The organism is Cryomorphaceae bacterium 1068 (assembly GCA_027214385.1).
Classification (GTDB): domain Bacteria; phylum Bacteroidota; class Bacteroidia; order Flavobacteriales_D; family Cryomorphaceae; genus JAKVAV01.
The window spans coordinates 433,010-455,145 of record JAPVXR010000002.1 but is presented as its reverse complement, the minus strand read 5'-3'; the positions used below and the strand labels follow the sequence as shown (position 1 = coordinate 455,145).

The window sequence follows — 22,136 nt, the reverse complement described above, 5'->3', positions numbered from 1 at the left end:
CCTGCCTAAAGGCAACTTCAATCACATTGTACGATATAGACACACCACGCTTTCACATTTATAAGTCCTCAGCGGGATCGGGTAAAACCACGGCACTGATCGGCGTATTTTTAAGGCTGAGCCTCTCGTCATCAAACCCTGACAAGTTTAAAAGTATTCTGGCGATTACGTTCACCAATAAAGCCGCCAACGAACTTAAAGAAAGGTTCGTTTCTTCTTTGAAAAAACTCAAATCCATCCATCCCGAAAAGGACTCAGATTTGGAAGATTTTGAGGTGAAACAGCTACTGGATGAAACCCACTTGAAACCAGAGGAGCTAAAGGAGCGGGCGAGTAAAGTATTTGATATTGCCCTCAGGGATTATGATGAGATTGGTATCGGGACCATAGATGGGTTCAATCATAAGTTGATCCGATCATTCAGTCGTGACTTAAGAATCAAGTCAGACTTTGAGGTAGAGCTGGATGAAACCAATCTTTTTGCAGATGCAGTAGATCTGTTGTTGCAAAAAGTAGGAATTGACAACCATATCACCCACCACCTTCTTAACTACCTCAGGCAATCTATTGATGATGATAAAAAAGCCAATATCACCAAGAGAGTTAATGATCTGAGAAATCTCATTTCTTCGGAAGATTCGGAGAAACCGGTTGCCTCACTCTACGAAATCGATCCTCAGAAATTTGAAGAAACCAAGAGGAAGCTTCAACCCTTGGTCTCGGCTTTTGAAAAAGTGTGCCATAGCATAGGAAACGAAGTGTTTAAGATTTTCGAAGCAGAGGGAATTCAGGTCGACGATCTCAGCTATAAAAATTCAGGGTACTACAGCTATTTTGAAAAGCTGAAGGAGTTCAGTGGTAAATTCGTAAAACTTCACTCTAGCCTCTTGAAAAACCCTGAAAAACAATGGACTAGCGGGTCGGCATCAGCGCAAGCGAAAGAAGCCATAAAGAGGCGACAGTCGGAACTACTAGATTACTACTACGCGGCGGAAAGCCATTTTCAGAAAAACTACAGCGACTATTCCATCGCGAAAGAACTTCAAAAACAAATCGACCTACTGGCTGTGCTCGCAGATTTATCACGCGAGTTAAAAGACTTGGCCGAAGAAAGAAACGTGGTGCCCATTTCGACCTTCAACGGAATTATTTCCAATTCGATGCGAGATGAGCCTGTGGCATTTATCTATGAGAAATTCGGCAATCGCTACAAGCACATTCTGATTGATGAATTTCAAGATACCAGCGAATTGCAATGGAACAATATCACGCCTTTTGTCGCAGAATCACTGGCCTCCGGAAAATTCAATATGGTAGTAGGCGATGCCAAGCAAAGCATCTATCGCTGGCGAGGTGGAAAGGCGGAGCAACTCATTCGACTACCAGAACTGAATCCCGACGACCAAAGCATTGCCTTGGAAATGCGAACGAGCTTTGAACAAAACGCGAAGATCGTTCCGCTGGGAGTGAATTACCGCAGCCTTCCTGAAATAGTCGAGTTCAACAATTCCTTCATTAAGGAGCTCACACCTTTGCTCACTGAATCTGATACACTTTTCCGCAAAGAATACGAAGGCGAAAGCGCGAGTCAGACCTTTCCTAAATCAAAAAAGGGAGGTTATGTAGAGTGGAAACAAATCGAAAAAAATCCTGAGCCCGAATTGATTGCTGATCTGGTTCTAAGATCTGTGCGAGAAGCCCAAATAGATGGCTATTCTTTTGGCGATATCGCTGTATTGGTGCGAAAAAAAGGAAAGGAGGTCAACGAGATCATCAGAAAATTCAGCGAAGAAGTTATCCCCTTCACCACACGCGACAGCTTTGGACTAGACATGAACTCTACCGTAGTCATGTTGACGGAATTCTTGCGTCTCTCCATGGATCAAAACTTGGCGACGGCGCAGATTAAAGTCATGCGTGAAGTATGCCGTTTGCACCATGTGCCATTCGAGCCACATAAGTTTTGGACTAAACCGGGCCATAGAGGCTCTATAGACTTTAAGGCTTTTGTAAAAGGATTTTCACCGGGCTTCTCACTTCATCTCCTTTCAGGCATGAGCGCTTGGGAAATCAGCAAAGAGGTCATAAACAGGTTCGTCCCATTAGAAAAGCGTAGAGACGTTTTTGTGGAATCTTTCCTTAACTGCATTCTCGAAAAAGGTGGACGCTCGGTATCTGCTCAAGAGTTTCTCGAGTGGTGGGATAGTTTGAAAAATAAGCCGGAAGCCAAGGTGGGTGAATCAGGAAATCAAGTGCAATTGATGACCATTCACAAATCAAAGGGCTTGCAGTTTCCCGTTGTGATTCTCCCGAACTTAAACTGGGATTTTTCAAAGAACGGAGAGATCAAATGGCTCCGCGTCAATGAAAAATTAGATATCCCATTTGACTACGTTCCTCTCAAGCTATCTGATTCGCTCGAAAAAATGGGATACCAGGCAGATTTCGATCAATACAAACAAGAGAGTAGGTTTGATAACTTAAACATGATTTACGTAGCGGTAACCCGACCATCTGAAAGGCTCTACATCAATTATGCTGAAGGCACCAAGAATCAAACAGGACCATCTATCAGCATTGCTTTCGAAAATTTAAAGTCTCAATTTAGGCAGGTCTCCAAACTTGAAGAAGGAGTAGAGTCGAGCGTAGTCGTTGGCGAGAAGCAAAAAGCAAAGTCTTCTGAGAAAACGAAAGATTCAGAGAATGTCATGGAACTACTAAACCCAGTGGATATCTCCGTAGAAGACAGATTTACCATTAGCAGCGAGGGCATCTCTCCCAATCGAGAAGCGGGAATTCTCCTTCACGAAATGGCCGCAAAAAGCCAAAGCTATGAGGAAGCTGTCACCAAACTCAACACATGGAGTAAGAACGGCAGAATACCAGTAGAGCAAGAAAAAGAGCTTGGCATGTGGATTGAAAAACTCTATTCGGATAAAAAATACCATGAGTTGATTACCAAAGCCGAACGGCTCGCAGAGAGGACCCTCACGAAAGAAGGTCAAGTTTTTCGACCCGATATGGTTTTCAAAGAATCTGCATCATTTACCGTGATTGATTTTAAAACAGGAGAAGAAAAAGATACGCACTTATCGCAAGTAAGAGAATATTTAAATGCAATCACCAGTGCCGAAAACCAACCGGGAAAAGGCTACGTGGTTTACCTTCCCGAAATGAAATGGGTGGAAGTTAGAATCAAGCGTGCCGAGCAAGGAACGCTATTTTAAGTTGCGACCGCGTGCACGCGAAAATCCCATTCCTTCTAAAACCAAATTTTGCTCAACGACTAGTTTACTTTCAGAAGCCACACTTGGCCCCACGGGCTTTAGTAAGTCTCTGTTGTTGTTTCTCGGATTTTTGATATCCGTACTGATTGGATAAGCATTCATAAAGCCTTGATAGGGCTCCAATAGTTTTGTGATATCCATCAGATGCGCATCAGGATTGATCCATTTGGCTTCATCCTTTCGAGGAAGAATGACAGGTGAACGATGGTGAGGTAACAGTTGCAGCAATGGAGTTGGAGTGGTGGTAATAACAGCATATGACTTTACGATTTCACCAGTTTTTTCATCAACCCATTCATCCCAAATCCCCGCGAAAGCAAATGGCCTTCGGTCTTTTTCCAGATGAACCACATATGGCCTGTCTAGTTTCTCTTTGGTCGTTCCCTCGATAAAACAATCGGCGATTACCAAGCACCTCTTGCTCCTGATCGATTTGCGAAAGGCGGGTTTGGAAATGATCCCCTTTGCTCCATGATAGTTTGGATCATTCTCTTTATTCTGATCTCCCTCGGCTCGCGCATTGAAAAAGTACATTTTCTTCTTTGCCCAGAAGGGCGTCATGCCAAATTGAAAAAACTGAAGGGACTTCGGCTTATCGTCCGTTATCACAGGGCCTAAACTACCCGGACCAAGATTGAAAGTCGGTACAAAAGTTCCATCTGCCGCCACACCGAATCTTTCTTCGATCTCGCTTATCTTTGAAACAATAACGTAACGACCACACATAATTTGGAACCTTTAGCCGAAAATACGGAGAATGAGCGACGATAAAAAACCCGATATCGTTTGGGAAACTAAAGCATTCGATGAATTGACTCTCCTCGAGCTTCACGACCTTTTGAGGGTTCGATTGGACATTTTTGTCGTTGAGCAAAACTGTCCCTATTCAGAAATTGACGGAATGGATCCATTGTGCACTCATGTGATTGGAAAAACGGATGAGGGAAAATTAATTGCGACTGCTAGGATAGCTCCTGCGGGTACCATCTACGATGAATGCAGCATAGGCAGAGTGGTCGTAAAAGAAGAGTACCGCCAATTCAAGATCGGCAAAGAATTGATGGATGTATCGATCCTTTATTGCAAAGAACAAAAGGGAGTAAAGACTATAAAGATCGCGGCACAACTCTACTTGAGGAAATTTTATTCGAGTTTTGGGTTTGAGCAAATCAGCGATGTCTATCCTTGGGATGGAATCGACCACATCGATATGCGGCTTACTTTTCCTGGGTCGAAGTAAAAAAGTCTTTTGCCAAGTCAAAATCCTCAGGAGAACGTCCAACTTTAAGGTTTCCAATTGGAATCTCCAGCGGCCCCATTTTATGGCTAGTTGAGATCATCGCCCCTTCCTTTTCCACCCAATCTTCCCAAGAAGCTTCTACACCACCGACAGGGATAATCGACACCCACATTTTATAAGAAGTAGGAAGATAGTTCTCATCCAGCTTCCACAAGTACGCATCACCTGGTGTCACTCCTCCCGACTCGTATTGAACCAAAAGTTGTTGGCTTCCGTCTTCAACAATTACTATTTTACGGGTAGTTCCTGAGTCTTTGATTTTAGCAGGAGCATTCAGCCAAAAGCTGTCGTTACAAAAATACGCCCAAGCTGTTTGAACGGCCTCATCCAGCTCAGCTCCTTCCAGTGCAACACCTGCTTTTGATGCCCTTCCGGAAATAGTATTCAAATCGATTGCTGCTTCGTAGTCATCCCATTTTACTCGGGCGACATGTTTTTCTTTATCCCAAACGTAATGGTGAGCATCGCGGAAGCTCCAAGCGACAAAGGGTATTTTCTCCCACGCCTCATAGCCAACGGCATCTAGTACTTTTTCTGAAAGAGCCTCAGCGTCGGGACCAGCGTTGCCTTCAGGCAAAGCTTCATCCGCAACAAAAAAGGAAATCGCCCCAACAGCGATTAAGACCAAAACGACAATCAAAAATTTCTTCATGTTCTTAGCGTATCAGACGTACAGAACCGAGATACTCGAAATTTGTTTTACCGTAATCGGTAATGATCACTTTGTAACTGTATGATTGATTCTGGAGGTAGTAGTCTTCTCTGGTTCCCTGACCATTCCACCCTTTAGGGTCTTCGGTAAAAAAGATCTCACTTCCCCACCGATCAAAAATCCACATTTTGAAATCAACTACGCCCAACATTTCAGGGCGGAAAAAATCGTTTATTCCATCGCCATCAGGCGTAAAGGCGTTGGGAATGTAGATCAAGTGATCGGTTAAAAATATTTCAGCTTCTTCCGAATCAGAGCATCCAAATTCATTTTCGACGACCAGCCTGATCGTCTGCGGAACAATACTTTCGAGCGTATGATCAAAGTTGCAATCTTCGAAAATTTGATCATCGAAGTAATACGTACAAGTAATATTTCCTTCGCTTAAATCAATCACCTCCATTTGCGGGTCTAAGACAGAAATGGTGGTCGGCTCAATATCAAAAGAGGCCTGTGGTGATGGCGTAACGGTGATCAGGTCGGTTTGAATGATCTCATCCGTCCCTAAACAGCCGTTTAAGTTTTCCAATCGCAGAGAAACCGAATAGGTACCCGGTACGGTGTACTCATGTGATGCATTAGCAGTATTGGTTGATGATCCATCTCCAAAATTCCAGTCAAATGCTCGCGAGGAACTCTCAGTAATCGACTCATTTAAAAATGAGACAGTCAATGGAACGCATCCCCCTGTAGGAAATGCTTCGAATAAAGCCAAAGGATTTGGATGTAAATCTATGGTAGACTCCGTTGAGCGCTCGCATCCATTTTCAGAAATGGTCAGTAATACCTGTTGTTCGCCTGGTTCGGCGAATGTAATACCCGAAGGAAATTCTTGAGAAGAAGTTGAAGGCGTACCCTCGGGAAAGCTCCATTGAAAAACAGCACTATTTGAATAGCTCCCTCCTGCAGAAAAGCTGATGCTATGGTTGTCAAAGCAAAATACATCTTGTTCCGGAATCTCAGGCGCCAGCAAGGTCTGGAGATCAAAAACCTCGGTTACGGTTATAGGGCAGTTATCAGTAGTGGATGCCGTGAGGGAAACCGTGTACAACCCCGGACTAGGAAAAGTATAAGTGGCAGTAGGTCCTTCTGCAAAATCCCCATCCGTATTCGGATCTCCGAAATCCCAAACGAATTGAGTAGCATTCTCACTTGTTTGGGTAAAGCCGCCGCTCAATCCTTGACAAAATTCCTCTTGAGGGGTAATGACGGCCGTGGGCGGGTCTGCTACCACAAAGTTGATAGTATTCTGCGCTTCGCAAATATTATTTGATGCAAATACTTCAATCGTCTTTGGGCCAGGGCTATCAAACAGGACCCCTGTCACCTCTACACCTTCTAAAAATTGGGGTGTTGCTCCAGGACCAAAATCCCATTCCACTGTCGAAGCTGCTTGATCAAAACTACCTCCCGCGATAAAGGAATAAACAGGATCGCCATCTATGCATTCAAATGAAAAGGACTCAATCTCCACTGTTGTTTCATTGTAAACGGGAAGGATAATTTCAGTTGTATCGGAACAAAATACCCCCGGATTTGAAATCAACGTCACAATATATGTTCCTGTATCGGGATAGGTGTAAAAACCGTTGTAACCTATCGTAATATCGTTTTCCGTGGTTGGGTCTCCATAAGTCCAGACATACTCGAAAGTGGGATCTCCCAAGTTGGTAAAACTGAAACTTAAATCATCGCAAAGCTCAGCCTCTGTGACTTCCTGTATTAGTGCCTCCGAAATAGGATCACAAGGAGCTACATTGAATTGAAAATCTCGCTTATTCGTTCCGATCAAAACACCATCCCTGTATTCTTCCACGCATACCCCCACCACGTATTGACCTTGAACCGTAGGCTCTCCCGTGAGCAAACCGGTTACAGGGTCGATGGAAAGAATCGGATCGGCATCCAAAGGATCTACCGCCGTATATCCCGCGCTCCATAGCACCACATCATAGGGTGGATTGCTGGGAGGTACCGGAGCAGGATCTGCCTGGCTTCCGCCAATATATGGGTCACAAAGCGAGTACACCAACTCATCGCCATCAGGGTCGGTAGCGCTATGATCAAATACCAACGCTTCAAAAGTGCACAGCACAGGTGGCGGAAAACTATTGAATGATGGACTGGAGTTGCACTCAGCAACATTCGTTTGGGGCACCTCGCTGACAATTGTCAATCCTTGCGCTCCCGGATTTTCAAGATTCTGTATGGTTTGATTTCGACAGCACCGCTGATAGACGACTTGATAAGAAGATATATCGGTATCCAGTGAGAGGGTGAATTCGTAAGTCCCTTCTTCCACGCAGATATTGGGAGGAAAATTAAGACAAGGAGAATCAAAGTCGGGATCAATCTCGTCAATAGACTGGACTGACGATGTAATCTGATTGACCAACTGATTGGCATCGTTAAAAACCGCAAAACTGGCAGGATTATCAAATGGGGCCCCGGAGCTATTGCAGTCTCGATAGAGCTTCATGGTAAATGTGTAAGTGCCGTTGGCATTGCAAACGTAGTACATTTCCCCACCTATAATGTGCTCTCCTTTGGCTGTTAAAGCCAAAAAAAGTGGGGCGAATAATCCCAAGTGCAACATTACTTTCAATAAACGGGTCATATGAAACAAACGCTTAAACGTCTCGGTGGTTGTACAATATCAGCATTTCACGCTGAATTTACTGTCATTATTAAACCTCTCCAAATTTGACTTGAACAATAATTGGTTTCTAAAGGTCAACCTGTAGCAGAACATTCGCATATTCTGACTCCTCAATTTTGACCCAACTGGCGGAAGCTGCTATCATATCAGCTATGAAATGACGGTCAGGAAGTATTTTTGCATCTACCTTCGTCAAAAAGTACTTTTTGCCTATGACATGAATCTCTTCGAATGATTCATTTGACAACACTTTGAAGTATGACTTGTTATTAGGGTACTTGCGATATTGCGGAAATGTAGTATTCATCTAAACGGAATATGTCGACCAAATATAAATTTGAAAAGAAAGCCATCGACGCTTACACTGGTAAAGATTTCGAGAATGCCGTGTATTGGTACTCGCGAGCTATCAGCGTAAGCCCTGACGATGCTGAGTTGTATAGCGAGAGAGCAGTTGCCTATTTCCATAGAAAGATGCTGAAAGAATCGTTGGCAGATATGGACAAAGCCCAAGAAATTGAGCCAAAAAAACCCTATCGCTACAGTAGTCGCGCATACATCAAGGATGCAATGGGAGATACGCAAGGTGCTGTTGAAGACTATCGGGTGGCTATCGAACTAGATCCTGAAGATGCAGTGGCACACAATAATTTGGGCTTGCTTGAAGAAAAATTGGGACATATGGCTCAGGCCAAAGCGATGTTTGATTTAGCTGATGCATTGGCAAAAAATGAAAGTGGCTCAGACGATCCGGCCGATTACCGCCCCAAGAATATTCAAAGAGAAATAAATCAAGAGAAGTCTCAAAAATCGATGAGCGCTGAAGTGCTTAATATATTTCGATCCAAGGAGGGCTTTAAGGAATTTCTTAGCTTTATCCGAAACGGATTTAAGTAGATGCAACCTTTTCTTGGATCGCTCGCAGAATGCATCCTGCAGAACGATTTTACTCTTGAAAATCAAGTGATTATTTTGCCGACAAAACGCTCGGCAAATTTTTTAACCCAAATTCTGGCAGATAGAACTGACGGCGCAATATGGCTGCCCGAAATGCTCACGTTTAATGAGTGGGCTTCACAGATATCGGGTCTCGAACCAGCTGAAAACCTTCTTACCTCCTTCGCCCTTTACGAAGCTTACGCTCAAACTATGGGCGCTGAAGCTCAATCGTTGTCAGAGTTTTTATCATGGTCATCCGTCATTCTGTCCGACTTCAACGATATCGATGCTTACCTCATCGACCCCAATGTGCTTTTCAAAGAACTGATAGACTACACAGAGATCGATCAATTCAGCTTTCTTAAATCCCCCCTCTCGGAAAAGCAGGAATCCTACCGCCGATTTTGGCGAACGCTGCCAAATATTTTTAACAAATTCAAAAAGAGACTACTCGAAAATAAAATCGGGACATCGGGTATGATCATGAGAGCGGCCGCTGAGATGGCTGCTACTCACTTTAGTGAAAACCAGTCCCGATTCATCACTGTCGCGGGATTCAATGCCTTGACCAATGCAGAGGTTAAACTCTTGAAAGCTATGGAAGAGGCAGGAATCGGCAAGGTATATTTCGACGCTGATGACTACCTGATGAGTGATCATAAAAATGCGGGGAGATTCATTAAAAAGAATCTCAAGTCAGGATTGGGTGAAATCTTAAAGCCCAAAACCCCTTTTACCGAAAGCAGCACAAAAATTCAGGCCATTTCTGCTGCCTACAAACTTGATCAAGCCAATGCCATTGCAGCGATTTTGGAAAAAACTCCTGAGGAAGATCTGAAAAAAACAGGCTTAATTTTAGCCGATGAGTCAATGCTGATGCCTGTCATTGAGAGACTTCCGGAATCCATTAAAGCAGTGAATGTCACAATGGGTTTAAGCTTGGGGACTTCAAGTTTCCGAAATTGGGTGGAGGCGTGGATGGATGTTCATATCACCGCAAAAAAGACAGACAAGGGATATCAACTAAACACCCGGCGGCTACTTCAATTGCTCAATCACCCTTTCAGTTCGCTCATTGGATTGCCAAGTGGAAAGAACTTTTCCGACTCTTCCATTGAGCTTGATGATTTCGAAGATAAAATCGGTGAAGCCACCTTGCTCTCATCGCTTCAGAGCAATCAAAAGATGTCCTTCGACAATTTAAAGATGGTCTTTCAATGGACCTTGTCGCGAATTAAAGGTTCAGATCTTTCTAAACCTGAAGTAAGGATGGGTCTGCTAGGTTGTGAAAAGGTGCTGGAAACCATTGATCGGCTCATTCATTTTGAAAGATCCGCTGAACTTGATTTGAGTAGCCTGCGACAAATATTTGTTCGGGTGCTATCCTCCACCAAACTTTCCCTTTTAGGTGAACCCATGCAGGGGCTACAAATCATGGGGGTTTTGGAGACTCGAGCCCTCGGGTTCGAAAACCTCATCCTTTGCTCGGTGGATGAAGGAAACTTTCCAAAGAACAATCATACGGAGAGCTTTATTCCATTTGAAGTTCGTCTCTTTCACAAACTTCCCGCTCGCCGTGAAAAAGAGGCGGTTTTTGCCTATCAATTTTATCGCCTGCTGAGTCATTCCAAGTCTTTCTCCGCCATCTATCACACAGACTCGGGAACTTTTAGCGGTGGAGAAATGAGTCGCTACCTCATGCAGGTTCGAGAAGATTTCGAAAACGAAAACAGATTCTCCCACATTAACTTGAAGCCTTCAGAGCTTTTTCATGAGACAGAACCGAAGTCTATTGAAAAGACAGAGGAGGTGATAGAAATCATAAAGAACTCACTTGTGACCGGTGGATTGTCGGCTTCTTCAATCAATCGCTTTTTTGAATCATCACTGGAATGGTACTATTCCAATATCCTTTCATTGGCTGAACCGGAGACCAATGAAATTGACCATTCAACTTTCGGAATCATAGTTCATGATTGTTTGGAGAAGCTCTTCCAACCTTACGAGAAAGAGATTATTTCTAAGGAAATTATTGAACAGATATCAAAAAGGGTAAGGCAACAACTCAGCGACTCATTCCATGAAGGTGCAGGAAGTAAGGATTACAGCTATGGTGTAAATCGGCTACATTTCGAAACCGCCTTGAAAATGATTCAATCTTACCTGAATTACGAAAAAGATGATTTGACCAAGGGTGATGTTGTAGAGTATTTGGAAAGCGAACGCCGAGTAGAAAAAATACTCAAGGTTGAATATCAGGGTGAAATTTTACCTGTGCGCATTAAAGGGTACATAGATAGAATCGAAAGGCGCAACGACATGCTTCACATAATCGACTTCAAAACGGGAAATGTTGAAGCTTCTGATCTCAATCTAAGTCCGGCCAAGAATCAACCAACCACCTATAATTTTCTGGAAGATAAGCTCAAGACCAAAGGGAAAGCCCTACAATTATTGCTTTACGACTGGTTGCTTTACGATGAAAACAAAGATGTAGAAGTGGTGAATCAGATTATCTCGTTGGCCGCTCCCGGAAAAAGAGATCTATACCTGAACGTAGGAGACAGAAGCGAAGTAATGGATCTTTTCGAAGAGTTCTTGAGAAAAACCGTCTTGAAAATGCTCGATAGCTCAGAGCCCATAGAAGCTTCAGAGAAATTCCAGTACGCAGTATTCGAATAAAAAAAGCGCTCCGAAAAGCGCTTTTAAACCTGCAAGGAAAATTTTGAAACCATACAATCTTGCGATTGTGTCATAAAGACGTAGGGATTTTAAAAGGTTGTCGATTAAATCAAAAAAAGCTGAGAACAGTATTAGAAGTGTGTCTCCAATGTCCCAACATGAGGTGCTAAAAAAAGAAAAAGCGTCCCGAAGAACGCTTTTAAAACCTGCAAGAATAATTTGAAACCATGAGCAATCACTGAGATTGCACATTGAAGACGAAAGAAAATAAGGTGGTTGCCTTAATCGGGTCAATTTGTAAACTTATACCCCACACCTCTTACAGAATGGAAGTAGATCGGATTCTTCGAATCAGGTTCAAAATGCTTTCGAAAAGAGAGAATGTAATTGTCAATCGTTCTCGTGGTGGGATAGACGTCATACCCCCAAACAGTGTCCAAGATTTCTTCTCGGGAAACGACCCTTCCCTCATTTTCGATCAAATATTTCAGGAGATGTGTTTCCTTTTTTGAGAGACTTTTTATTTCACCCTCAGCATTTTTAATCTCGAAGTTTTTAAAATCTACTGAGTTACCTCCGAATTCATAGCTGTCAATTTTGGCCTGAACCTCTTGAACAGGAGTGGTCAACCGAAGCAGATTCTTCACCCGCAGGAGTAACTCCTCTAAATTAAATGGCTTGGTGAGGTAGTCGTCTCCTCCTGCTTTGAGTCCCTCTACCCGATCATTTCCTGTAGATTTTGCACTGAGAAAAAGAATGGGAATGCGCTGATTGCGAATCCTTAGTGTCTTGCACACGGTGATTCCATCAACCTTTGGAAGCATGATATCGAGAATACACAGATCAAAGCGAGCCTTATCGGCGATATCCAAAGCTTGTTTACCATCCATAGCTCGTGTCACATTGTAGTCTTCCATCTCCAAATTGAAGCTGATCATCTCAATGAGACTCTCTTCATCTTCAACCAATAGTATTCGCTTCTTTTTCGATTCGTCAATCATGACTGGTTTGTGTAAACTTTCGCAGCTAGCAGCTTGTTCAAAGGACCGATTATATTTGGACAAAAATAAGCTTGTGGATAAGACAGCAATACTAAAGAAGGCCAACGAAATCAACAAAGATACGCTGATGGAAACGCTGGGCATTGTATTTACCGATTTTGGAGAAGATTTCGTAGAAGCTACAATGCCGGTGAACTCGAGGGTACATCAACCTGCAGGCCTGCTACATGGTGGAGCTACGGCAGCTCTTGCCGAATCTTTGGGAAGCTTGGGAAGTTTTATCATGGTTGGCAATTCAGCCGGGGGCGTAGTGGGGATTGAAATCAATGCCAACCACATTCGCAGCATCAAATCCGGTTTAGTAACAGCGAGAGGCACATTGCTCCACAAGGGCAGAAAGACGCATGTATGGGATATAAAAGTCACCGATCAAGATAACAGGTTGATATCGGTGTGCCGCCTCACTAATATGATTTTACCAAAGTGACAAAGACCGAAAGCATTCATACTTCATTTGAGAAAGCAGTCTCGGAAGAAAGGCCATTTATGGTATACCGCATTCCCGGGAAAGAAATTGAACTGGCCGATCTAAATGGTCAAACTAACTTTATTATCAAGCCTTGGCAGGGCGGAGCTTTTTCGCTTCAATCATCAAACTCTTCACAAAAGAGTCGATTTCAGAGACAAACTTCGAAGGAAGGCTACCGAGTGTCATTCGCCAAGTACATGGAAGCATTTCAATCAGGAAATATTCAAAAAGCCATTTTATCCAGTATTATTCAGGAAGAAAAACCAAAGGATTTTGACCCTATTGATTATTTCTTTCGTTTGTGTGAATCCTATCCAAATGCCTTTGCTTACTTACTCTACCACCCCAGTCTAGGAACTTGGTGTGGAGCAAGTCCCGAAATATTACTGGAAGGAAGCGGAGATGAATATTCCACGGTAGCTTTGGCCGGCACCCAACCCACAAACCCTTCACAGGAATATGATTGGGGAGAAAAAGAAGTGGAAGAACATGAGTTGGTGAATGAACATATTCGAGCAATTCTCGAAAAGGGAGGAGCAACGGAGATAAGAGAGACCGCACCCTATACCATTCAAGCGGCCAATGTCGTTCATCTCAAAACAGATTTTCGTTTTAAATACGGCAAAAGTGTCCGATCACTGCTTGACCAATTGCACCCTACTCCTGCGGTAGCAGGCCTTCCAACTGCTGCTTCCATTGAACTAATTCAAGCTGCTGAAAAACACGACCGTGGTCTTTACACTGGTTATCTCGGCATTCTCAGCGAAAGCGAAACACGCGTTTTTGTCAACTTAAGATGCATGCAAATTGGAGAGAGGGATCTAGCGCTTTATGCAGGCGGAGGAATTACAGCGAAAAGCGATATGGAAGCAGAATGGATGGAAACCAGGCTGAAAGCCAAAACACTCTTAAATTTGCTAAAAAGCACGACTTGATACTCTCAGATAAAAAAGGTGTTCAAACTCTTGTAATGGCCGCAAGAGATTTCGGTGTAAAACACGTTGTAATCTCTCCGGGTTCGCGTAATGCGCCCATCACCATTTCATTCAATCGGTCAGAGTTTTTTACCTGCCATAGCATTCCTGATGAACGCTCAGCAGGTTTTTACGGCCTTGGGCTGGCACTGAAAACGGGAGACCCTGTTGCTCTTATTTGCACCAGTGGTTCGGCTGCAGCCAACTACTTACCTGCGATTACCGAAGCTTTTTTTAATCGTGTTCCCTTGGTGGCCATCACAGCTGATCGTCCTCTTAGCTGGACTGACCAGGGAAATGGTCAAACCATCAGACAAGAAGGCATCTATTCTAACCACATTAAAAATTGGTTTTCGCTTATCACTGAGCCAAGAAACGAGGAAGAGGAATGGCAAAACAGGCGTTTGCTCTCAAAAGCGTTTAATACTGCTCTGACCCTCGACCCTGGCCCCATTCATATCAATGTTCCACTTTTTGAACCGCTTTACCAAACGGTAAAGCTCGATGCGCTCACGTCATCGCGCTTTTACAAAAGTGAATTGATCGATGCGCCGATAGAGATGGAGGCGGCAAAAGAACTTGCGGAATCGGTCAGATCAAATCAAAGGGTGATGATCTTGGTGGGACAGCATCGGCACGATAAAGCTTTGCTAAACTTGTTGGAGCAATGGTCTGATTTACCAAACGTGGTTATTCTGACTGAAACCACGGGAAATATCGGTATCCCAAAAGCCATTGATACAATAGATCGAATAGTGATGCCTCTGGAAAAAGCTGGCAAACCTGAAGAATTTATGCCCCAAATTTTGATCACTCTGGGTGGATATGTCATTTCCAAGAAGCTAAAAAATCTCTTGCGCCAATATAAGCCATCCACACACTGGCACATTCATCCGCATGAATCTGGGTTGGATACGTACATGAGTCTAACTCATGAAATTCACGCCGATCCGACCCATTTTCTGTCAGAAGCTTTTGTCTCCATCAATACTCGAGTTGCCAGCGACTATGCTCAAAGATGGATGGAATTGAAAAGCCTCGCCGCCGAGGGTCATCGCCATTATTTAGACGAAGCTCCCTATTCTGATTTTAAAGTTTTTGAAATCATAAATGATGAGCTCACTCAATCGAAAAACCTTACTCTTCACCTCTCAAACAGCACTCCCGTTAGGTACATCCAGCTCCTGGGGCTGAACGAAAATCTGACCTACCATTGCAACCGCGGAACCAGCGGAATAGATGGGTGCACCAGCACTGCCGCAGGATGGGCCAAAGCCGCCCCTGACGAAGATGTTCTACTTATCACGGGTGACATGTCTTTCGTTTATGATTCAAACGGACTTTGGAACAATCGTCTTCCCGAAAATTTTAAGATTATCGTTATCAATAATCAAGGTGGTGGGATTTTCAGAATTATTGAAGGGTCAGATTCGAATGAAGAGCGAGAGAGATTCTTCGAAGCACATCATCCTGTGAATATTGAAAGACTCGCCTCAGCCTTTGATTTGACGCATTTCAAAGCTCACGATGAGGCTAGCCTCAAAAATGTTTTAGGCCGTTTCCTAAATCAAAAAGGTGCAGGAATTTTAGAAGTTGTGACACCTGCTAAAGTGAATGATCAGATTCTAAAAAACTATTTCAAGAAAATCGCTGAACGATTTAAATTGCTTGAAAATCAAGAAGCGCGATAAGGCTATTTTTGCTTTTCCATCCAAGCAAGGGCGTCAAAAACATCGTTGAACACCCTTGTCGCGCGCTGTGGTTTGTAATGTCTTAAATAGAATGTCGTTGAAATTTTATGAGCAAAGGTGCTGATCAGTATAGCGTCAGCCGTCGAAAAACGATTTTTATTATGGGCCATAAACTCATAAACTCCCTCAGCAAGAGAAGATCCGTAACCCAATTCGATCAAAACCGGCTGCCTTTCACCTTCGTTTTTGTCCTTAATAAACAGGACTACCTGAGAAATATCTTCGAGCGAAACTTGCTCCCCTTCTTTTAGCTTCATATAGTAGAAGCCGCGCTGATCGGGATAAAAAGTGAAAGAAGGAGTATGCAGCTTTTCGATCTTGGCCATGGACTAAAGTTAGGATTTCCTTTTCTCTGGTTTCAGAAAGAAATTGGCCAATACTCACATTGCACTCTTCATATCAACATCAAGGGGAAATAAGTGTTGATAATTCTGATGAACAATAAGAAGCAAAAGTCTGCGCGATTCTTACGAACTTTACCAGCTATGACCAAAACAGAAGCGTGGTTTAGGGCATTTAGACTAAGGACGCTACCTCTTTCATTTTCCAGCGTGATTCTGGGAAGCTTGATGGCGCTCTACAAGAACTCCTTTGATGGAGCAATTCTAGTAGGAGCGCTGCTGACTACGCTGTTTTTGCAAATCCTCAGCAATCTTGCCAATGACTATGGCGACTTTGTAAATGGCGTTGACAATTCGGAGCGAACGGGACCCGAAAGGAGCGTTCAAAGCGGAGTCATTTCTGCCAAAGAGATGAAGGCGGCCATTATTATCTTCTCCATTTTGTCCTTCTCATCGGGTATTTGGCTATTGCTAAATGCAGCCGACAATATCGAGTTCGGGGCGATCACGGCATTCTTCGTTGTGGGCTTATTGGCAATCGGGGCAGCCATCAAGTACACTGTTGGAAAAAACCCTTATGGCTATCAAGGCCTTGGTGACGTAGCAGTGTTTCTATTCTTCGGAATCACAGGAGTAGCGGGAACATTTTACCTGCATACGGCAGCACTTTCTTGGATTGACTTACTTCCTGCCGTCTCCATTGGAGCTTTGTCTACAGGGGTTCTCAATCTCAACAATATGCGTGATATTGAAAACGATAAAGCATCTGGAAAAAGGTCGCTGGTTGTTATGATGGGATTTGAATCGGCTCGAATCTATCACGTCATTCTTTTATGTATCGCTCTTGTTTCAGCGCTTACTTATACGCTGATCAACTTTACATCAGGATACCAATTTGTATTCTTGATTACAGTGCCTCTGATTTTTCAAAATGCGAAAGTCGTCTTGACCACTAATCGCTCTTCCGACCTCGATCAAGAACTTCGAAAACTCGCTTTCACCACATTGCTTTTTGCCCTCACCTTTGGGCTTGGACTGGTTTACTAATGAGGAAAGCAGAATTTCTAAAGCATACCTTAAACTTCAAGTCTCCGGGTGGAACAAGCCGTGGTGTTTTGCGCGCAAAGCCCGCTTGGATTGTAAAACTTGAAGAAAATGGTAAGGTTGGATATGGTGAAGTGAGTTTGCTGCCTAAGCTCTCAATTGATGACCGTCCAGACCTGGAAGACTTTTTAACAAAAGTATTGGAGGATTGGGCTCTAGGAAAAGAAATCCGCAGTCTTAAAGACTGGCCATCTATCCGATTTGCCATGGAAATTGCGGAACGTTCAATTCGATCAGAAAACCCTTTCCTATTATTTCCATCCCGCTTTTCTCAGAACGAGGAGGGTGTAGAAATAAATGGCTTGGTATGGATGGGTACTAAGGCTGAAATGAAGACTCGCATCAGAGAAAAACTCGATGAAGGATTTCGATGCATCAAGCTAAAAATAGGCGCGATTAATTTCGACGATGAGATTGAGCTGTTGCGCGCGATCAGAAACGAATATTCACCTGACGAAATTGAGTTAAGAGTAGATGCCAACGGAGCATTTTCACCCGAAGAAGCTTTGGAAAAATTGAAGCGCCTTTCAGATTTTAACCTCCATAGCATTGAACAGCCAATCAGGCAAAAACAATGGGAGGAAATGGCAAGGCTCTGCGAAAGCACACCATTGGATATTGCCCTTGATGAAGAACTTATCGGAGTAACATCGATGACCGAGATGGGCCGCATGCTCGAAACCATTCGACCCCAAGCCATCGTGATTAAACCAGGTCTTGTAGGAGGACTGCAAATGACCGAGAAGTGGATCAAATCAGCGAGTAAGATCGGAGCATATTGGTGGATTACGTCAGCTTTGGAATCGAATATCGGGCTCAATGCCATCGCTCAATTTACTGCCATGTATCAGTCTGAATTACCGCAAGGCCTAGGAACGGGACAACTTTATACAAACAATATTCCATCGCCACTATCTATTCGCGGGCAGTATCTTCACTACCTCCAAAATGAAGAATGGAAGCTTCCACCAAACCTTTGACCCCCTTTTCAAAATATCAAGGAGTTCGTCTCAACGGACGATTCATAGAGAGCAATGAGCTCAATCAGATCGAGGGCCAAGATCAATTCGAGATGGAGATTATTTCTTACTGCATCGACCTCTTTGATGAATCAGAAACCATTTTCATTCAAACATCGGGTTCGACGGGCAATCCTAAGAGTTTGGAATTTCCGAAATCGGCATTGATTCAAAGTGCCTCGGTTACAAATGAATATTTTGGCTTAAATCCTAAAAGTAAGTCGTTACTCTCTCTCCCGCTCAATTATGTAGCTGCAAAACTAATGGTGGTGAGAGCCATTATCGGCGGCTATAATCTCTCAACAGTCGCGCCAAAAGCCAATCCTCTAAAAGACTTAAATGAATTGATTTCATTCGTTCCGATGACTCCCCACCAAGTGAAATCAATTTTGGGAGAATCTCCCGAAGCCTTTGACAAGGTCGAGACAGTCTTGCTTGGTGGTGGAGAAGTTTTAAGTGAGCTTAGGGCTCAACTTCTACAACTGAACCCACATTTTTACGTAGGCTTTGGTATGGCTGAAACATTAACCCATTTTGCCTTGAGCAAAATAAATAGTGAAGACACGACAATCTATAAAGTGCTGCCGGATGCAAGAATTAGCACTGATGAAAGAGGTTGTCTCATCATTAATCGATCAGGAATTACAAAAAACGATCTGGTTACCAATGACTTGATAGAGTTGACCGAAGAAGGGTTCAAATGGCTTGGGCGGATTGACAATCTCATCAACTCCGGTGGCGTAAAAGTCATTCCCGAAGAGGTGGAAAAACTTTTGAGCCCAAAAATCGATTCTCGCTTCTTCGTGAGTGGGATACCCAATTCATTACTAGGTCAAAAAGTAGCCCTATTCATAGAAGGCAAAAAAGAAATCAAGCTGGATGATATTGCCTTTTCGAGTGTTTACCAAAAGCCCAAGGAAATCATCCATTTAGAAAAATTTCTCTATACAGAATCGGGAAAGGTGAGAAGAGCTGAAACGGTAAAAAGCTGGCTCGAATCTAACGGTGACTAATATAGTTTCTCCATCGTTCTAGCACTGCTGATAAGTCTGCAGGAATATCTGATTCGAAGTTCATTCGCTCACCCGTATGAGGATGCGTGAGCTCTAGCTTTCGCGCGTGCAAGGCCTGCCTTGGAAGCAGGTCGAAGTTGTTCATTACAAATTGCTTGTACTTACTGAACTGCGTTCCTTTCAGAATCTTATTTCCGCCATATTCGGGGTCATTGAAGAGAGGATGATTGATGTGCTGGAAATGCGCTCGAATTTGGTGAGTTCGCCCTGTTTCTAGTTTGCACTCTACCAGGGTAACGTAAGTCAATCGCTCCAGTACTTTGTATCTCGTCCTAGCTTCTTTCCCATATTCTCCTTCAGGAAATACGGTCATCACCTTTCGGTTTTTGAGTGAGCGACCAATATGACCTTCTATCATCCCGTCTTCTTCGATGTCACCCCAAGCTAGTGCCACGTAGCGGCGATCGATAGTACGCTCAAAAAACTGAAGCGACAAGTTGGTCAGCGCTCTTTCAGTCTTCGCAATCACCATGACACCGGTCGTATTCTTATCGAGTCTATGCACCAATCCGGGCCTCCCGGGAATCGCACCCTTTGCCTCGGGCAAATTGTCAAAATGATGGATTAAAGCATTTACCATGGTGCCCGTGTAGTTTCCATAGCCGGGATGTACCACCATATTTGCAGCCTTATTGACAATGATCATATGATCATCTTCATACAGAATCTCCAAAGGAATATCCTGCGGAATAAGCTCTATTTCTCTTTTCGGATACGGAAGCACTATGGAGATATCGTCGTCAGGCTTCACCTTGTAGTTCGCCTTCACCTTCTGATCATTCACCCGAATATTACCTTCTATGGCAGCATCCTGAAGCTTCGTTCTCGACGTATTCGGAATCCTGTCCATCAAGAACTTATCTATTCGAAGAGGCTCCTGACCCGGGTCAGCCTGAATGCGGTAGTGCTCAAAAAGCTCTTCATCGCTTTCGGTGTATTCTATTTCGTTATCGCTCAATGGAAAGTTTCTTTACGCTTTGGCGCCCTTGAGAGTCGGCAACTTGCAGCAGGTAAATTCCCGGTAATAGTCCGGAAACATCAAGCGTATTGGTCACTTGGTTTTGATCAATCAATCTTCCGCTTAAATCAAAAATCGAGACATTTAAAATATTCTGCGTTTCAGACTCTATCACTACCCACTGACTTGCCGGATTCGGATAAATGCGTAGACCAGGGATAGCGTTTTGTTGGCTTGTAGAAGCAACGATATCTTTGTAACCTTCAGTAGTAAACATAGGGTGCATCATTGTAGAAGCTTCAGCCGCCGCAAGCGTTAATTCCCAACCGTTTCCGTCATTGAAATAAAGATTGCCTTCATTCCCGCTCGTGTTTAAGTCAAGCCCTGTGCGAAGACCGGATGATTGTGAAGACTGCTGATATCCGATAAAGAAGGTTCCCGAAGGGATAAAAACAGGCTCTTCAAATTGATAAATTATCTGCTCTTGGTACTCATTTTGGCCATAAGTGAACTCATGCTGGGTTGAGGCCAGCTCTGCTCCGGGTACACCTGCGTTGTCTTCCCAAATTTTGATAGTAAACGGAGTGTTTTCGTAGTTAATACCAATAGGCATGGTATAAATTCGAAGCGCCCAAACTGAATCTGACTTAAAGTTTGTGTACTTCAAAGCCAATCTTGACCCACTGCCTGCTACAGCATATCCCGCCTCAGCAGAACCATCATCGTATGAATAGTGGGTGAAGAAGGTTTGCTTAAACTTAAATGAGTTATTGCTAGCCGTTGGGCCAAAATCTGCCGTACCAAGGTCTATGCTCACATCTAAAATCAACTCCTCATCTTCTAGTGAAGTATCGTAAACATACTGGCTCCCATCATCGTCAAGCTGATGGGTGTAATCAGCGGTACTCTGAGCTGCAATAGGCGGCTCATTGAAATTTTGCAATACATCCGTTACCGTACCTTCATGCGAGACAACGATTTCATTTCCTTCCAATGTCCTCGGTCCATCATTCAAATTTCTAAACAGAACCTCAACCTCTTCGAGCATTCTATCGGCCGGACTCTCAGCATAATGCGGTAGAGGCATAGCCGAATAATCCTGAAGGAAAGAAATGGGACCGTTTACAAAAGCGACATCGTTCACAATGGGATCATCGTTGATATTGTTTTGGTCAAGCCAAACGTAATCTACATTCCAAACGCTGTACAGACCTTGGAGAAAGGCTATGTTTCTAAAGCGAAACTTGAAGCCCTCTTTGAGGTAACGTGTATTGGTAATAGGAATATAGACGAAGGTAAATTCATCGGTATTGGAAACATCGATCGTTGACCAAACCCAAAACCATTCATCCAATTCAGGAGCGAAGAACTCCAGTATCAAAGAGTCATTGGAGGCATTGGGAGGAAAAAAAGTTATCCCTTTGGGCTGGTAGTAAAAACTAAGGCCGATCCCATCGTCTATATCGTAGTCCAGATTAATAGGACAAGTCGTGAGTGTATCTGCAGGACCCGATCCCGAATCAAAAGAATAAGGATAACCTACCTCATCGGTCCCATCAAAGCTTACAACACCGACAGTCGGAGCATTAAGCGGTAAGCCATTGTTCAAAGTCGCATATCGATTTTCCCAAAGTATGGGGTTTTCCTCCTCATTGCCGGGAAAATAATCTGTGCTGAAATCATCTACAAAGGGAAGCTCAACCAAGGCATCATCCTTTGCTTCATATTTGGCAACGCGCTTTTTGGCAACAGCCTTTTCTGTAATAATGGTGGCCGGATAGATCATTTCTTGCGCTACCATCCGGAA

18 protein-coding genes are annotated in these 22,136 nt (G+C 43.6%); 10 read left to right on the top strand and 8 right to left on the bottom strand.

Annotated elements, in window-relative coordinates:
- The first annotated feature begins 26 nt into the window (after positions 1-26).
- Entirely contained in the window at positions 27-3,227 is a 3,201-nt protein-coding gene (locus O3Q51_04805) for a UvrD-helicase domain-containing protein (GenBank protein ID MCZ4408113.1), read from the top strand.
- Here O3Q51_04805 and O3Q51_04800 read toward each other — a convergent pair.
- Complete coding sequence (locus tag O3Q51_04800; protein ID MCZ4408112.1) at positions 3,219-4,013, bottom strand: SOS response-associated peptidase; 795 nt, start codon at positions 4,011-4,013, stop codon at positions 3,219-3,221. The genes O3Q51_04805 and O3Q51_04800 overlap by 9 nt on opposite strands.
- A 31-nt stretch (positions 4,014-4,044) precedes the next feature.
- Between O3Q51_04800 and O3Q51_04795 the strand changes: the two genes are divergently transcribed.
- Entirely contained in the window at positions 4,045-4,527 is a 483-nt protein-coding gene (locus O3Q51_04795) for a GNAT family N-acetyltransferase (protein ID MCZ4408111.1), read from the top strand.
- Here the strand turns inward: O3Q51_04795 and O3Q51_04790 are convergent.
- The 3 genes from O3Q51_04790 to O3Q51_04780 form a co-directional block, all read right to left on the bottom strand.
- Positions 4,505-5,239: a hypothetical protein gene (locus O3Q51_04790; GenBank protein ID MCZ4408110.1), complete on the bottom strand. Its 735-nt coding sequence runs from the start codon at positions 5,237-5,239 to the stop codon at positions 4,505-4,507. The genes O3Q51_04795 and O3Q51_04790 overlap by 23 nt on opposite strands.
- Before the next feature lie 4 nt (positions 5,240-5,243).
- Complete coding sequence (locus O3Q51_04785; protein ID MCZ4408109.1) at positions 5,244-7,916, bottom strand: PKD domain-containing protein; 2,673 nt, start codon at positions 7,914-7,916, stop codon at positions 5,244-5,246.
- A gap of 109 nt (positions 7,917-8,025) precedes the next feature.
- On the bottom strand, positions 8,026-8,265 hold the full coding sequence (locus O3Q51_04780) for a hypothetical protein (GenBank protein MCZ4408108.1): 240 nt from the start codon (positions 8,263-8,265) through the stop codon (positions 8,026-8,028).
- 11 nt (positions 8,266-8,276) lie between these two features.
- On the opposite strand from O3Q51_04780, the gene O3Q51_04775 reads away from it, so the two are divergent.
- Positions 8,277-8,855: a tetratricopeptide repeat protein gene (locus O3Q51_04775; protein ID MCZ4408107.1), complete on the top strand. Its 579-nt coding sequence runs from the start codon at positions 8,277-8,279 to the stop codon at positions 8,853-8,855.
- On the top strand, positions 8,856-11,579 hold the full coding sequence (locus O3Q51_04770; GenBank protein ID MCZ4408106.1) for a PD-(D/E)XK nuclease family protein: 2,724 nt from the start codon (positions 8,856-8,858) through the stop codon (positions 11,577-11,579).
- A gap of 290 nt (positions 11,580-11,869) precedes the next feature.
- On the opposite strand, the gene O3Q51_04765 is transcribed toward O3Q51_04770, so the two are convergent.
- Positions 11,870-12,580, bottom strand: a complete 711-nt coding sequence (locus O3Q51_04765) for a response regulator transcription factor (GenBank protein ID MCZ4408105.1) — start codon at positions 12,578-12,580, stop codon at positions 11,870-11,872.
- A gap of 73 nt (positions 12,581-12,653) precedes the next feature.
- Between O3Q51_04765 and O3Q51_04760 the strand changes: the two genes are divergently transcribed.
- Genes O3Q51_04760 through menD form a run of 3 tightly spaced genes read left to right on the top strand, consistent with a single transcriptional unit; the run spans position 12,654 to position 15,774 of the window.
- On the top strand, positions 12,654-13,067 hold the full coding sequence (locus O3Q51_04760; protein MCZ4408104.1) for a hotdog fold thioesterase: 414 nt from the start codon (positions 12,654-12,656) through the stop codon (positions 13,065-13,067).
- A complete protein-coding gene (locus O3Q51_04755; protein ID MCZ4408103.1) occupies positions 13,064-14,044 on the top strand; it encodes an isochorismate synthase in 981 nt (326 codons plus the stop codon). Before O3Q51_04760 ends, O3Q51_04755 begins: the two co-directional genes overlap by 4 nt.
- Positions 13,984-15,774 (top strand): 2-succinyl-5-enolpyruvyl-6-hydroxy-3-cyclohexene-1-carboxylic-acid synthase, encoded by a 1,791-nt coding sequence (gene menD / locus O3Q51_04750; protein ID MCZ4408102.1) that lies wholly within the window; start codon positions 13,984-13,986, stop codon positions 15,772-15,774. Before O3Q51_04755 ends, menD begins: the two co-directional genes overlap by 61 nt.
- Positions 15,775-15,776: 2 nt before the next feature.
- Here the strand turns inward: menD and O3Q51_04745 are convergent, their stop codons facing one another.
- Positions 15,777-16,160, bottom strand: coding sequence for a hypothetical protein (locus O3Q51_04745; GenBank protein ID MCZ4408101.1), 384 nt, complete (start codon positions 16,158-16,160; stop codon positions 15,777-15,779).
- 159 nt (positions 16,161-16,319) lie between these two features.
- Here O3Q51_04745 and O3Q51_04740 point away from each other — a divergent pair, with 159 nt between their 5' ends.
- From O3Q51_04740 to O3Q51_04730, 3 genes are read left to right on the top strand one after another with little or no spacing between them, the layout of a single operon-like run.
- Positions 16,320-17,222 (top strand): 1,4-dihydroxy-2-naphthoate polyprenyltransferase, encoded by a 903-nt coding sequence (locus O3Q51_04740; protein ID MCZ4408100.1) that lies wholly within the window; start codon positions 16,320-16,322, stop codon positions 17,220-17,222.
- On the top strand, positions 17,222-18,259 hold the full coding sequence (menC, locus tag O3Q51_04735) for an o-succinylbenzoate synthase (GenBank protein MCZ4408099.1): 1,038 nt from the start codon (positions 17,222-17,224) through the stop codon (positions 18,257-18,259). The genes O3Q51_04740 and menC overlap by 1 nt, the downstream gene beginning before the upstream one ends.
- On the top strand, positions 18,235-19,311 hold the full coding sequence (locus O3Q51_04730; protein MCZ4408098.1) for an AMP-binding protein: 1,077 nt from the start codon (positions 18,235-18,237) through the stop codon (positions 19,309-19,311). The genes menC and O3Q51_04730 overlap by 25 nt, the downstream gene beginning before the upstream one ends.
- Here the strand turns inward: O3Q51_04730 and O3Q51_04725 are convergent.
- Positions 19,298-20,329: an RluA family pseudouridine synthase gene (locus O3Q51_04725; protein MCZ4408097.1), complete on the bottom strand. Its 1,032-nt coding sequence runs from the start codon at positions 20,327-20,329 to the stop codon at positions 19,298-19,300. The two genes, O3Q51_04730 and O3Q51_04725, sit on opposite strands and share 14 nt — an antisense overlap.
- A complete protein-coding gene (locus tag O3Q51_04720) occupies positions 20,319-22,130 on the bottom strand; it encodes a T9SS type A sorting domain-containing protein (protein MCZ4408096.1) in 1,812 nt (603 codons plus the stop codon). The genes O3Q51_04725 and O3Q51_04720 overlap by 11 nt, the downstream gene beginning before the upstream one ends.
- Positions 22,131-22,136 lie beyond the last annotated feature (6 nt).

Excerpts from the sequence above, each read along its gene's own strand:
- O3Q51_04800 (MCZ4408112.1), bottom strand. The coding sequence starts at position 4,013 with ATGTGTGGTCGTTACGTTATTGTTTCAAAGATAAGCGAGATCGAAGAA.
- O3Q51_04795 (MCZ4408111.1), top strand. The coding sequence starts at position 4,045 with ATGAGCGACGATAAAAAACCCGATATCGTTTGGGAAACTAAAGCATTC.
- O3Q51_04790 (MCZ4408110.1), bottom strand. The coding sequence starts at position 5,239 with ATGAAGAAATTTTTGATTGTCGTTTTGGTCTTAATCGCTGTTGGGGCG.
- O3Q51_04785 (MCZ4408109.1), bottom strand. The coding sequence starts at position 7,916 with ATGACCCGTTTATTGAAAGTAATGTTGCACTTGGGATTATTCGCCCCA.
- O3Q51_04780 (MCZ4408108.1), bottom strand. The coding sequence starts at position 8,265 with ATGAATACTACATTTCCGCAATATCGCAAGTACCCTAATAACAAGTCA.
- O3Q51_04775 (MCZ4408107.1), top strand. The coding sequence starts at position 8,277 with ATGTCGACCAAATATAAATTTGAAAAGAAAGCCATCGACGCTTACACT.
- O3Q51_04770 (MCZ4408106.1), top strand. The coding sequence starts at position 8,856 with ATGCAACCTTTTCTTGGATCGCTCGCAGAATGCATCCTGCAGAACGAT.
- O3Q51_04765 (MCZ4408105.1), bottom strand. The coding sequence starts at position 12,580 with ATGATTGACGAATCGAAAAAGAAGCGAATACTATTGGTTGAAGATGAA.
- menD (MCZ4408102.1), top strand. The coding sequence starts at position 13,984 with ATGGATGGAAACCAGGCTGAAAGCCAAAACACTCTTAAATTTGCTAAA.
- O3Q51_04745 (MCZ4408101.1), bottom strand. The coding sequence starts at position 16,160 with ATGGCCAAGATCGAAAAGCTGCATACTCCTTCTTTCACTTTTTATCCC.
- O3Q51_04740 (MCZ4408100.1), top strand. The coding sequence starts at position 16,320 with ATGACCAAAACAGAAGCGTGGTTTAGGGCATTTAGACTAAGGACGCTA.
- menC (MCZ4408099.1), top strand. The coding sequence starts at position 17,222 with ATGAGGAAAGCAGAATTTCTAAAGCATACCTTAAACTTCAAGTCTCCG.
- O3Q51_04730 (MCZ4408098.1), top strand. The coding sequence starts at position 18,235 with ATGGAAGCTTCCACCAAACCTTTGACCCCCTTTTCAAAATATCAAGGA.
- O3Q51_04720 (MCZ4408096.1), bottom strand. The coding sequence starts at position 22,130 with ATGGTAGCGCAAGAAATGATCTATCCGGCCACCATTATTACAGAAAAG.